This window comes from Gammaproteobacteria bacterium, from assembly GCA_013214945.1.
Taxonomy (GTDB): Bacteria; Pseudomonadota; Gammaproteobacteria; order Enterobacterales; family Psychrobiaceae; genus Psychrobium.
Genome location: JABSRT010000003.1, coordinates 77,225 through 91,157 on the forward strand (window position 1 = coordinate 77,225; position 13,933 = coordinate 91,157).

At 43.3% G+C, this 13,933-nt stretch carries 8 protein-coding genes; 2 read left to right on the plus strand and 6 right to left on the minus strand.

The window, feature by feature from the left end; genetic code table 11:
• Positions 1–139: 139 nt before the first annotated feature.
• The 6 genes from HRU23_02345 to HRU23_02370 form a co-directional block, all read right to left on the minus strand.
• Positions 140–1,117 (minus strand): FHA domain-containing protein, encoded by a 978-nt coding sequence (locus HRU23_02345; protein ID NRA52960.1) that lies wholly within the window; start codon positions 1,115–1,117, stop codon positions 140–142.
• A 226-nt stretch (positions 1,118–1,343) separates the two neighbouring features.
• A complete protein-coding gene (locus HRU23_02350) occupies positions 1,344–3,140 on the minus strand; it encodes an FAD-binding protein (protein NRA52961.1) in 1,797 nt (598 codons plus the stop codon).
• A 42-nt stretch (positions 3,141–3,182) separates the two neighbouring features.
• Positions 3,183–5,120: an amidohydrolase gene (locus HRU23_02355; GenBank protein NRA52962.1), complete on the minus strand. Its 1,938-nt coding sequence runs from the start codon at positions 5,118–5,120 to the stop codon at positions 3,183–3,185.
• 541 nt (positions 5,121–5,661) lie between these two features.
• On the minus strand, positions 5,662–6,141 hold the full coding sequence (locus tag HRU23_02360) for a DUF1842 domain-containing protein (GenBank protein NRA52963.1): 480 nt from the start codon (positions 6,139–6,141) through the stop codon (positions 5,662–5,664).
• A gap of 299 nt (positions 6,142–6,440) precedes the next feature.
• Positions 6,441–7,562, minus strand: coding sequence for an NAD(P)/FAD-dependent oxidoreductase (locus HRU23_02365; GenBank protein ID NRA52964.1), 1,122 nt, complete (start codon positions 7,560–7,562; stop codon positions 6,441–6,443).
• A gap of 3 nt (positions 7,563–7,565) precedes the next feature.
• Positions 7,566–9,689 carry a hypothetical protein gene (locus tag HRU23_02370; GenBank protein NRA52965.1) on the minus strand — a complete coding sequence of 708 codons (2,124 nt, stop codon included), beginning with the start codon at positions 9,687–9,689 and terminating at the stop codon, positions 7,566–7,568.
• Positions 9,690–10,133: 444 nt separating this feature from the next.
• On the opposite strand from HRU23_02370, the gene HRU23_02375 reads away from it, so the two are divergent.
• Both HRU23_02375 and HRU23_02380 read left to right on the plus strand, forming a co-directional pair.
• Positions 10,134–12,095, plus strand: coding sequence for an FAD-dependent oxidoreductase (locus tag HRU23_02375; protein NRA52966.1), 1,962 nt, complete (start codon positions 10,134–10,136; stop codon positions 12,093–12,095).
• Complete coding sequence (locus HRU23_02380; protein ID NRA52967.1) at positions 12,092–13,921, plus strand: alpha-keto acid decarboxylase family protein; 1,830 nt, start codon at positions 12,092–12,094, stop codon at positions 13,919–13,921. Before HRU23_02375 ends, HRU23_02380 begins: the two co-directional genes overlap by 4 nt.
• The last annotated feature ends 12 nt before the right edge of the window (positions 13,922–13,933 follow it).

Sequence of the window (13,933 nt, forward strand, 5' to 3'; positions counted from 1 at the left end):
AAAATTAACACTGTAAACATCAAGAAGTTGACTGTAATACGTTGTTCAATAGAACCGTATTACTATCTAAATGATAATGGTTAACAAACACTAAAATCAACTAGTAATCAAAAAAAAAATCAATTACCTAGCTTATCAGTCAAGCTTGCTGTCTAAATTCAAGCTCCTTGCCTTTGTAAATAGTAAATTGATTACAACCTAATCTAATTGAACCCTTTTTTCGCTGGATCAAATCGTCAAAAATAATGCCTTGTTCAAGCGAGTCGACCAGTTGCTTTCTCGCGCGGTGAATTTGGATATTGATATGCAATTGATCAATGCCTAAATCTTGAGATAGCTGTTCTACTTCGACCCAACCTTGATTATATCCATCAATGCCTTTTTTAATATCTGCGGCGCGATATCTCGCCAGTAATAAGGTCAGGTAATGATGATTGCGAATATCTAAATCAATTTGCATGTTCTGAGACTCTAACCTAAGTTGAGTCTTTTCTTCGTCTAGGCTCAGGTAAAATGTAAAAGTATATTGCTCAATATCGGAGTCTATCTCTTGCACTGTGTTAGCTAATGCCAGATGATTTCCAAGATGAACCCGCCACTTCATTCCTGAAAACTCAATAATATCACCGTCTGTTAACGCGTTATTAGCATTATCAAATACACTTTCACAATGCCAATTAGCATTAACTTCGTCGTAAAAAATTGCGTATTCAGGCGATACTTCCGAGGGTAACAAATGGTATTTTTCGAGCTTTATCGCTTCAACAGCCGGATCGACTGCCGTAGTTCCTGCTAATAAGGGCAGCAATAAGTCTTGCGGTGGTGCTAAGTCTTCAACCACAAAGCTGGGACGACTGGTGCCAGGAAACACAATTTGGTCATTGATATTCAAAATGTACCGAGTTTTGGCTATTAGTTTCTCACCGTTGAGCCAAGTGCCATTGGTACTGACATCCCAGATATACCAAGCACCTTGGGTCCATTCGATAATGGCATGCAATTTTGAGATGTTAGAACAATTAATTAGGGTATCTGCGGTATGCTGCAAACGCCCAAATTTATGATACGCACTGAGGTAACATCTGCTTTGAGAATCATTAGAAACAAGATAGGCCATTTTTTATTATCCTTAATTTCCGATATTTCATAAAAAATATCGAATAGATTTATATAACTAGCCGGATCCTATCTAAAAAAAAATACGATTGCCAGCAAGTGCAAACCAACATAACAAATAAACAACAACATCAGACAGAACGATTATTTATACCGCATTGTAATCAACTTATCAGCTCCGTTAATCAGCTTAACCCGGCCAAAGTATCTTTACGGCTATGTCGTGGCTAAATAATCGTTTTTCGGGTTCGTAAGTGATTAAATCGGTCTTTAGAGAACTTCGATTTAATCCCTACTAACCTCTCGTAATTGTCACCAAAATAGACATGTGTAGCAATGCTGGCATCTTTAAAGCTGATGAACGCACCGCCCGCACCAGCGATTTCAATGTTACGCGCTTCACTAATCCAGTCCATCGCTCGATTTGAATCGACAAAAACATCACTGTCCTGAAATTCAATTTTATTTTTAATGCTTTCATTCCACCACGTTTGATATTGAATGGTATAAAGGCATTGCTGATACGGAAAGGCAACACCGATAGCGGACATGCCTTGTGGGTGCTTTTGATAATATTGCCCCGTAATAGCGCCGAGCGTGACATAACTAAACAGCCCAAGGTGTTCATTCTCTGGCTTGAGTAAATTTGAGGTCAAACTTATTAATAACTGTCGATAACCAGCGTCGCTTAAACCGTCTTTTTTAACCAATTTTGAGGTGATTTTATGCGGTGCAGGCGCGTCATAATCGGGTTTAAACGCAGTGCCCTCTAATAAACTTGTGTTACCTCGCCCAGCTCCGGCATAACGGCTTACTTGCGCAATCGCATTACGTGCCCATTGCCCCATTAAATTATGGTCATATTTATCATCGCTGTTACGACCACCAGCAGCAGTAATCCGGATGTTATCCTTGCTAGGCATAACCTTACTAAACCACAAATCGATAAATTCGCGCAAGGCTTTTTCACTACCTTGCCAGTAGCCAAACATGACACTGTGATGATGCAACCTTAATACCTCATCAGCAACAGGTTTGCGCGCTAATGCATTAATTTTTAAGTTGGTGCCAACCAGATCGCGCGATTGAGTCGACTTAATCACGGCTTCCCACGCCTTAAGTAGTTCAATCGTTGGGTATTGCTGCTCTGGCAATGGAATATTGTATTCAGAGTCTGTTTCTTGTGGCTGTGGTTGATTCCACTCTAACTCAAAGCGATGTATTTCTGCCGGTAGCTTAAATGTCTTGAGCCGTAATTGAGTCACTATGCCCCAACTCATGCCTCCGCCGCCGCGCAAAGCCCACAACAGCTCACTATTTTCGGTTTCGCTTACTTCAACCAAGTCACCATTGCCCAAAACCACTGTGGCGCCGACCAAATCTTCACAACACATCCCGTGTTTGCGAGTCCATGGTCCCCAACCGCCGCCCTGAATAAAACCAGCAAGTCCAACTGTGGCACAGGTACCATGAGCTATCATGCGGTCTTTCTGAGCCAGTATTGGGGTTAGTTCGTAAAATCGGTAACCCGTGCCAAGGGTAACAATGTTGGTTTTTTCACAATAAGCAATGTCCTTGATCCCCGAAACATCGATAAGTATTACGTTATTCCCGCTCGACTCCCCTTCATGATCGTGACCACCTGCGCGTACTCTAATCGGCAGATTATACCGAGTGGCCAGCTGGTATGTCATCACAACCTCGTCACTGCTTTGGCACATCACTATCGCAAATGGCTGCGCCTGAAAACGGGTATTAAACACTAAACTTTCAGTTTGGAAATTGTTGAGGCCAGCAACTGTGCTTAGGTCGTTGTTATCGTGAGTAAGTAAACGATCACGACAAAAACCACTGGCGAGCATCAACTGAAAAAACAACTTAAAGTTATTGACGGTATCAGAATATGTATAAAGTACTTCACGACGCTGTTGCAGCGGATCAGGTGTTTTTTCCTGCTCATTTAGGGCCGTTTTAGGCGCGAGAAAACTTGCGGTAATATCCACACGCTTGTTATCTTCTGACATGATGACTAACTCCTGGGCCTGATAAAATTCAGACGTAAAAACTTAAATTAATTCAACGTTGTTATCGGCTGTAACCTCAACAACTAACTGGCTCAAATCTAAGCCTTTCTGGTAACGTTGCTTGCCACCGACCCAGGTCTGCAGTACTTTGATATTTCTTATTTTGGTCGGATCTTTAATCTGTAACGGATCTTGGGCTAAGATAACAAAATCAGCTTGTTTGCCCGGCGCTAGGCTGCCGAGCCATTCATCGACATGGCATTGCCAAGCGGCATCAATAGTAATTGCCCGCAATGCCTGCTCACGGGTTATCTGTTCTGATCGGTTGAGCACCTTATTGGGGGCAGTCTTGGGCGCTCTTTCCATGATCCGAGTGACGGCTTGTTCCATCAAGCGTAATGGCCCTAACGGACTAACAGACAGGTCACTGTGAAAAGTGATTTTGACGTCGCGTTGCAACATTGAATTGCATAAATCGAGCTGCTGCGCTTTTTCTTTAAAGATCACCTCATTGAAAGCCCAGCCCCAATAGCCAACATGACCAATCAGGAAGCTTGGTGATAAACCTAGGCTTTGCACGCGATCTGCACGATAAGAAGTTAATAATGAACAATGCTCGATGCGATGGCGCTTATCTAAACCCGATTGTCCCTTGAGTGCGTTTTGATAAATGTCCAAAGTAAAATCAATTGCTTGATCGCCATTGGCATGGATCATCAACGGCCAACCTTTGGCAATAACATGGTCGACCATGGTTTGATAATCCGGCTTGTCCGAATTATCAAAATCAGCGGCGACTTGCGGGTTAGCAAAATTAAATACGCCATAATTAGCTACCGGCTCACAGCTATATTGTTCTGACTGAAAACCGGTTAAACCTTGATTTGAACCGTCTGAAATTAGCTTAACCGCCCCTTGAAAAAGTTCACCAACGCTCTTTTCATTTAGTGGGCTAAAATCTGCCATTTCCTGAGCATCAGTTACCGATTCGCATAACTGCGCATAACCCACCCGAACATTGTGTTGATTAAATAGCCGATATAGGTTTAGCATTTGTTTCATAATCGGCAACATGCCCGCGTCATACATCAACGTAATACCACGCTCATTGGCGGTACTAAAAATTGACTTAATGTGTTCGAACAGACCAGCTTCCATTTCCACTAATTGAAACTCAGGAATTGCGTTATAGGCAGGCAGCATTTGCGCGAGCTCTTGCAGCGCGCCTTGTTTGGTAATTTTAGCGATAAAGTCTTGTGTTTCTTGGTCGTTAAGGCCTTGTTTTTTCGCAATGAGCTCAAGTGCTTTGGTATTGACGTAGGCCGTGTGCATCGACGCTGCGGTCAAAAACACAGGTTGTTCTAGTGCCAGCTGATCGAGCGTAGTCACATTAATGTCAACCAGTTGCTGTGAGCCATCAAGTGCGGTTTGAAATGGCATCAGCGATGGATCAACGCCCGTTGCCAAAATCCAGCCTGCAGACTGCTTATTGCTGATGTTTTGCAATGTCTCGATAAAACCGTGCAGGTTGTAATCTGTTTTTAGATCTTGACCTTCGAATGCGCCAAAGTTATGCCAGCCCATCGTTAAGGCGGTGGGTACTATATGAACATGGGGCTCAATAAAACCAGGCAGCAGAGTTTCATCTGGTTTTAGAATGAAGTGATTTTCAGGTTGCATGCCCAGCGCTTTCATTTTTGCACTGACATCATATTTTGAACCCACTGCAGCGACCTGGCCATTGGCAAAACCAACGGCTTCAACGTTCGCTGTGTTGCCGCCAATCATCGGCCGAATCGTACCACCAGAATACATAACGCAAGCCGTTAGGATCAAACTTTCTGGTTCGATGACCGGCGCTAGTTGTTCTGCTAATTCAGCGATATTTTGTGGCGTAAATAATCGCTTAGCTAAAGCATTCCAGCCTGGATTGTGACAAGCACACTGTGCACAAGTACCGTGATTGCAATGATTAGTCATTTGGAGCCCCAAATTCAGTTAATATTTATCATCTGACTAATACCAAATGATTTGTTTAAGTAGATAACTCAAACTATAGTATTTAACGAATTTTAGGTATTACACCAATATTACACGAGCACTCACATTTGAGGGCTGACGGGCAATGTAGCCGTCTATGTTGATGATTTTTAAATAAACTAAAGCAAGTTTCTTATAACGTAATAATAAAAATATAATCTGAGTTTGTAGGTGTGTGGCTCACCTTTTTACTTACATTGTTATCACTGTAAAAATACTACGGAGAATACATCGATGAACGACATGATAAAACGAGTGTTAAAACCGATTTAATAACGTACGAAACGTTTAATAAATCACCATGGCTCGTTGCTAAAGGGGAAGAGTTTGTAGGAATATATGGCTAATAATAATCTTGCTAAATATTACGTGATTTCAAGTTGAATTAACTCGGGCAAAAGCCTGATTAAATATGCACAAGAAAGGTCTATTAGCCATGATACAGGCTCGAAATAGACCTTCCTTTGTTATTTATCTATCATTATGCTAATGATTTTTTTGCCTGCGCTTGTTTTGTTTTCGCGTGCTTTTTTGTAATCTCTGCTAGTTTAGCGATAGAAGAGGATTCCACCAATTCTACTTTTTCAAAATCACAATCTTGCCATACGCCGTCCTGTAAATATTGAAAATTAGCAACGCCAGACTGCCAGTCTTCAGAAAGAGACATTCTTAGTTTAGTGTTTTCTGCAGCATCACTGCTTGGGTAAAGACTAACACCATCCAAGACAACAAGAATATTACACGACGACATCGTGCACATATATGACCATTCACCAGATAATTTCGTTGAAACATTTAACGGTGGGCTTATCGCTTGGAACACATGCCCGACACCTGTTATCTGACGATCTGCGTTTACATGTAGATCGACACGAAATGAAACTCCACCTGACAAATGGTTGGTTATCAAATAAGAAACATTAAACACACCTTGAATCTGTTCTTGTGTACCTTGAGTCATACGAAAATCCTTTTTGTATTGTTTGTAAGTGATGATATTTATATATTCATTAACGGCGTACCAACGCCAAAATCGAATATGCATCAATCTTATCTTCAAAAATTACAGAAAGGTATTACATCAATATTACACATGACAAATTTAAACAGATCCCGAATTCATGTTCTAAGTATTAACTTGGGACAGGCATAACTATATAGTTGATTTAACAGCAACCTAACCATGTTGCTGCAAATATTACCGCTGCTTTGATGCAATCGTAGCAACAGAGGTATAAACATGACCATTTGCCGATTTTTTTAGCTGTGTGCTTGGCGTCGTTGCCAAAATGTTGAATTAAACTGCGTCACTTTCTGATATTCACTGTGACGTGTTGTTAGGTAGCTCTTGTAATTTTTATGTATTAAGCTTTGATAAACCTCAAGAAACTCAGGCTGATCATTAAAGGTTTTAACAATGGCTTTGCCGGCATAAAAAGCGCTGCCCATCGCTGATGTAATGCCATAAGAAGACAAGGGATCGTAACTGCAAGCGGCATCGCCCACGGCAAGCCAGTTATGGGCAACGCACTGTGTCAATTGCGACGAATAAGCGGGTACCACTTTAAAGTCATGTTGATTAGCCACACTACTACCGATTAAATACGGTTTTAATTGATCCTGTTGCAGTGCCAAATCCCAGAGCTGCTCCGTTGATTTTGGTAAGGCTAAATCAGGATCGGTGAAATAACATAAACTCGCATACTGCTCGCAATAAGGTGCCAAATACCACCAGCCATGTTCACTGCTTTGGATCACCGCTTGCTGGTTCTTCAGCATGTCGCACTGGTTATGATCAATCCGACAAAAACAAGCGACTAGGTTGTCTGATTTTTGCGTGACAGCGTTAAGCTGCTTGGTAATAATGCGGGAGCGCCCGGTTGCGTCAACGATAAAAGGGACATCTAGCTGCCAAGTGTTATCAGAGCCGGCTATGTCTAATAACCAAGTATTTTGATAACCCGATGTTTGGTGCGCCACCTCGCGTAACGCCGCGACTTTAGATTGCCAGTAAATATCAACCCCAGCCTGATTCGCCGCTTTAACCAGCATGGCATCAAACTTTTCACGGTTAAGCAACCAGCCAGTGCCTGCCGTCGAGGCCAGTAGGTTTCTTTCGTATAAGCCCTGGGCGTCCCAGTGCACTTTATATCCTTGTAATTGAAAATGTTGGTCATGCTCGAACTGCTCTTTTAAGCCCAGCTTTTCAAGCGTACCCAGCACTGACGCCTGAATACACTCGCCCATTTTAGATCGGTGACTATTGTGTTTTTCGATTATCGCGACTTTTAAGCCATGTTGTGCCAGCACCAGTGCCGCAGTTAACCCTGCGACACCCGCCCCCACAATCACCACATGATAATCGGTGTTGGATTTATTCATTAATTACAACAACTCATCCCGTGATCTTATTTTTCTTGGCGGTACATTGCCTTTAGCGGCGGCTAAGTCTTCTTTTTCTAGCTGCTTGATCTTGTCGTTAAACGATTGTTCTGATTTGGTTACTTCATGCACGGTTGCATGTTCAAAGCGCACTAAAGATTCCATATGCAGCATTTGACGATAACTGGGATCATTGACTAAAAATCTTTCATTAACTTCAGACTCAACCCAAAGCGTATCAATGACTGTTTTACCAAGCATTATTGGCGGAATAGTTTGCTTACTCACGATGCCGACTTTGTCCCAGTCGGTGATCATGCCGAGTCTTGGGTTGGTACTGTCTTCGCGTAAAAAACGCAGCCAGTCTTGACGATAATCAAAGTGTTTTAGCCGTTGCAGATCCGGTAATCGGGTGTCTCTGATCCGATCTAACGACCGCTGACTCAAGACCTGATTTGGTACTCTGGCCGACCAATAACTTGGCGTTGGCAAGTAATAAGCAGGATCATAATCTTGCCCAGAACGACAGCTGCCCTCATCGGTTTGCCACGGCACGCCCATAAAGCGCGTTAACGTGCCCGGACCGCTCGCATTAAACATCGACTCTAGCGCGACAGCTGGCGTTAACACTGGGCCATAAAAATCTTGCACTTGTACGCCTTCAGCCAAGATATTTAAGCGCATGGTGTCAAATGGATCTGCTATATCCCACATCGAAATTCGGCGTAAAAACCACGTTAACTCAATGCCGGGATGAAATGGCCCACCCAAACATTCCAATAAGTTAGCTTTGGTTAACGCGTGCGGTTGGCTCGCAAGCTCAATCGCGTCTAGACCCGACACGGGTTCTGGTCGCTCTGCGCAAATGAACTCGCCCTTGGCCCAATTTTCAAGATGGCGATACTGAGTTTGGGTTAAACTGAGCCCCGATAACGGTGAGTTCTCATAATCGCCATAAGCGTCACCATAAAAAGGCGGTAACTGAGCCGCTTGCAGTTGTGTTTGCACCAATTGAACGGCCGCATCAAGCGTTTTAGAAATGGTGCTATTGAGTATGCTAGCCTTAGCGCCATATTGCTCTGGGGTGGTAATTGTTTCTATTTTTTCAATGCGTTGTAGCTGCGTTTCCTCAACTGGCAATCGAAATTGTTCAAACAGTGCATTTCGAAGTGGCGCATTTTCTTGATGTGAACTAGCGAGTCTGGCAAGCAATTCGGGTTCAGTGAAGTTAGCTGGCGCATTATCGCCAAACATCATGTAAAAGCCCGAATTGACCCCCTGATTTTCAACCAAGCTATTAAATATTGGGAAAACATCACGATAAAATTCCGTGCTTGGCGGTTGTTTGATCAGGTTGTTAGCATAGAAAAGATCGGTCACGACATCATACATGGTGACAATACCACGCATGCCCGGCGCAAAATTGGGCGGTGTAACGGCCACCATCGCAGGTTTAGCAGTATACTTTTTATTATTTACCGTAACAGTCGCTCGCACGGTGCCGTCACTAACATCGTCGTGCCAGCCTTCGTTATTAGCAAAAGTAGTGGCTTGGCGACCATCAAAACTATTGGACTCACCTCGCCCGCCTAATACTATCAAACGCCCTTGCTGATCGGTTTGCAATTCACCTAAATAGACATCTCTTTGGTAAGCCGTTCCCGCATAAAACTTGCCGCTATCAAATTGATATTCAGCTTTGTTTTTTTCATTGCAGCCCTCGATTGTTCGAGTGCCCGAGTCGATTAAAAGCTTTTTAGCACGCTCTGACAAGTTCGTCATTTTAGCATTTCTCAGCTGGCAGTCTTTAGACAACTCGCCCATATCCATTGCATTATTAAACTGATAGTTAATCGATTTACGATTAGCTAAATGCACCTGCCATTCAATTTTCACATCCGGAGAATTAGTCATTTCTTGAACAACTTCACCTTGAGCATTTAGGCCATACACCCTAAAACGCGCCGCCTGACGTTTGACCTTGCCAAAGTCATCTTTATATTCAAAGTTGGTCGGGATCTGCTGCTCTGGCGCTTCAGGACCAATATAAAATTCATCGACCGAGTTACCTACTCGGGCAATACCGATCGCAGGATAAATATAATAGTGAGTGATCGTGTTATTCATAATATGCCTTGTGCTAAATGATAATCGAGTGGCGCAACTATAAAAAACAACCAACAGAAAAGGTATTACATCACTATTACAGCAAGCATCAAAACCCACAAAAAATAGACTTAACCACTTGATATTTATCTAAGATCAATTACACCAACCAGCAAACCCGCGTAAACTAACTGCTGGTTTTTTCAACTAAATTTCACGTCATTCAACCAATCAATCAAATGACACCTGCATTTCAAATAGTTAATGCTAAAAGCTGCTCCGTGTAATGGCGCTGTAATATGTATTTATCGCGATATGTTTAATACTTTTTATAGCCCGTTGGCAGTGTCTTTTTACTCTCAACAAGATTATTCGCTAAACACTCACTAACGTTACCCAACATCATTATTAACATACTGATTTTTAGTTATTAAACCTAAAATTCATCTTATGGAGAAGAACTGTATGTCTGACAATAAATATTTTAAATTGGCTGAACAATTACTTTTAGAAACACCAGCCCCAAAAAATGTAAACACAACGATCCCTAACCCGACCATAGAATTTTACGAAGATGTGCTGCGAGACGGCATTCCACAAACCGTGCAACAACAAGCAGCAATTAAAGGTAAAAAAGTGGTGGTGGTCGGTGCGGGGATCGCTGGGTTAATTAGTGCAGGTTTGTTATCTGACGCTGGGGCCGATGTTAAATTGGTTGAGGCTAATACCCGAATAGGCGGTCGAGTAAAAACATTTACTAATCAACAAAAAAGTGTTGATCTTGAGCCGTCAGATCCAAACAACAAACATTTTCACCAAGACGGTTTATACGCCGAAGCGGGTGCTATGCGCATGCCGATGACTCATCAGTTACTAAAATACTTAAGCCATGAAAAGTTAGTGCTGCCTTATCGTACCTTTAAGCTGGTCGGTATTGATCCCAATAAACCACAAGACAGCCCTTCAGTGAAAACAGATCCGGCATGGATCAGTACCAATGGCAATCGAGTACAGAAAAATTCCTATTATAATTCTAGCCAGCAAAGCGATACCTTTGATGGTCGTTTAAAAGTTAATAACGGATTTGAGGTCACCGACACACGTACGGCATCATGCCTAGTCAATCTAGCCTTTGAGCCATTACGAGATATGATCGAAGTCGGTGACACTGTCACCAACAACGATGAGCGCCGTCAGCAGTATTTGGAAAAATGGGCCGACCTCATTGAAAAATTCGATAACTACTCGTTACAGCGTTATTTACGTGAAGAAGCCACTGTACCAACACTATCAGGTACTGGTGTGCAAGTGCCGTTAACCGAAGAGCAAATAGCCCTAATTGGTACCTTGGAAAATCTAACCTCCAGATTACCATTAGCACTGCTGCATAGTTTTCTTGGTCGGTTCGATATTAGCCCGAACAATAGCTATTATGAATTTGTCGGTGGTAGCTGGCGTTTACCAGCGGCGATATATGAGCACTATAACGGTACCACCGACAAGTTAAATCTGCATAGTGGACAACGCGTCATTGCGATTAAGCAGCATGATAATAAAGTCACTGCTATCTCAGTTGACGAGCGACAATCTAGTGATGCCTCGGCCTCCAATGAAGATCTGATTGCTGATGGTCAGCAACATACCGGTGATGCCTTAGTATTAACCATGCCCTTTTCAAGTTTACGCTTTGTTGATATTGCGCCACAATTTAGTTTTGCTAAACGCCGTGCGATCACTGAATTGCATTATGATTCTGCAACCAAGGTGCTGCTTGATTTTGAACAACGTTGGTGGGAATTTGATCATGCTAAATGGCTCGAAGAAATTAACAAAGTATCTGATCCAGTCCAAAAACAAGCTTATTTGGATGAATTAACCACTTTACCGCCAACAAGCATTCAAGGTGGCGGCTCGATCAGCGATGGTCCATCTCGTTTTATCTATTATCCGTCGCATCCTAGTTACGAAAATGATTTGGCCGAACCTTATAATCCAGATGATCGCGGCGCAGAGCTCAGCGGTGGGGTAATTTTAGCCGCCTACACGTGGGCCGACGACGCTGTGCGCTGGGACGCGTTAAATAGCACAGAACGATTACGTTTTGCCTTGCATGAGTTATGTATTTTTCACGGAGAGCGGATCAAATTATTCTTTAATAATACTGGCACCACTCAAAGCTGGGCGCGCAACCCATATGCCTTTGGTGAAGCGGCTATCTTTACTCCCGGGCAAATGGTCAACTTGCACCCACATATCCCAACGCCGGAAGGTAACGTTTTCTTTGCTGGTGAGCATACGTCGCTTAAACATGCGTGGATTGAAGGCGCGATAGAGTCTGCTGTGCGGGTTAGCCTTGAAGTACATAGCGCGTTAGCGACCCAAACAACAGCTACAGCGACTACGAGCAAAAAGGAAGCGACGCTATGAACCAGATAACCGTCGCAAAATACCTCGCTATTCGTTTAAACGAGCAGCGAGTAGGCACCTTTTTTGGGGTGCCGGGCAATTACTTAGGGCCTTGCATTAGCGAATTTGCACAGCACGGCATTCGATGGGTTGGCGGCACCAATGAAATGAATATTGGTTATGCCGCTGACGCGTATGCACGCCGTCATGGTTTTGCCGTCGTTGGCGTCACTTACGGTGTCGGGGCGTTAAGCATTATTAACCCGATTAGTGGCGCCTATGTTGAAGGCGTACCAATTTTGGTTATCAATGCCGCTCCCACCTATGCCCAGCAACTTAGCTTACGTGATATTAATTTATTAACCTCACATATGTCCGATAAACAAACCAGTAATTTAGACGCTTATCATGCGGTCACTGGGGTCGCGCTTAAGATTAATAATGCACGATTAGCGCCCGCGATTATTGATGCAGCTATTGCTGCCTGTTTAACGGAATCTAAACCGGTTTATCTAGAAATTAACGAAAACGTCTTTAGTGAGCTTTGTGCCAGCCCCAAAGGTGAACTGTCAGCACAGGGTCGCCAGTTTAGTATCACTAATGCCCAAGAAGCCGCAAAAGCCACCGCCGCCCTAATTAATGATCGGGTAAATTACCCCAAGGGGCCGGTATTGTGGGTTGGGCATGAAATAAGTCATTATGCGATTCAAGACAAGGTTTCGCAGCTGATCACAAAATATGAATTACCTTTTTGTAGCTCAGTGATGGGCAAAGGGGTTATCGCAGAGAGCTCTAGTTTCTTTAAAGGTGTTTATTCCGGCGCGTCTAGTCAGTTGCCGGTAAGTGACTTTTTTGATGATGAGCAACGATGCCGCATTGGTCTTGGCTCTTGGAGTACTTCCAAAAATGTTGGCGGAACCCGGGTGATGGGCGCTGACTGGGTTATGTCGATGAAACACAGTGTGACGGTTGGGTCGCAATATTTTCCGAATGTCGGACTGGCCGATTTTGTTGAGCAACTCGATATTGAATTGGCGAATAACTTAGCCCCACTGCCTGCAATAGTCGAAGCAGAAAATCATAGCTCACTGGCGTGGAAAGTTGATGAAGACAGAGGGTTTTGTTACGACAACATATTTTCTCGCTTAAACCAATGGTTATGGCAAAGCGAACAACAACCTGACACTATTTCGGCGGATGCACCGGGTTTAGCAGCCAACCTAATATCTGATGCCGGTTTTTCTTTAATCGGCTCTCAAAATACCTATCAGCCGCAACCTAGTCGTTTTTATAGTCAGTCGACTTGGTTGTCTATTGGTTATTCATTAGGTGCGGTCACAGGGTTGCAATATGCCATTAAAGACGCTGCTGTCACGACCAATGCGACTCACCCAGAATTTACCCTTGTTTGCATTGGTGATGGTTCATTTCAAGAAACAGCGCAGGGCTTATCTGACTTAATCCGCAGCCAAACTAATGCCTTGGTGTTAGTCATGAATAACGACAACTTTTATGGCATAGAGCAAATGTTGGTCGACGCCGAATATTATGCCCCGGGCAGCGACAACCCTGGCGATATTTACAATCATGTTCAACCATGGCAATACAGTAAATTGATCGAGGTGTTCCAACAAGGCAGTGGCCCAGTCATGATTAAAGGGCAAGACATTAGCTCGAACGATGCTTTTGCTAGTCTGTTAGACGAGTTTTCAGCCAGCTTGCGACAAAACCCTGAGCAACCGCATACGTGGTTGGTGCAATGTATATTGCACCAAAAGGACTACCCGCGTGGGATGCAAAGCAAAGTAGATCAAGCGCAGCAAAAACGACAACGGCATCTAACATAGCAATTTAACACG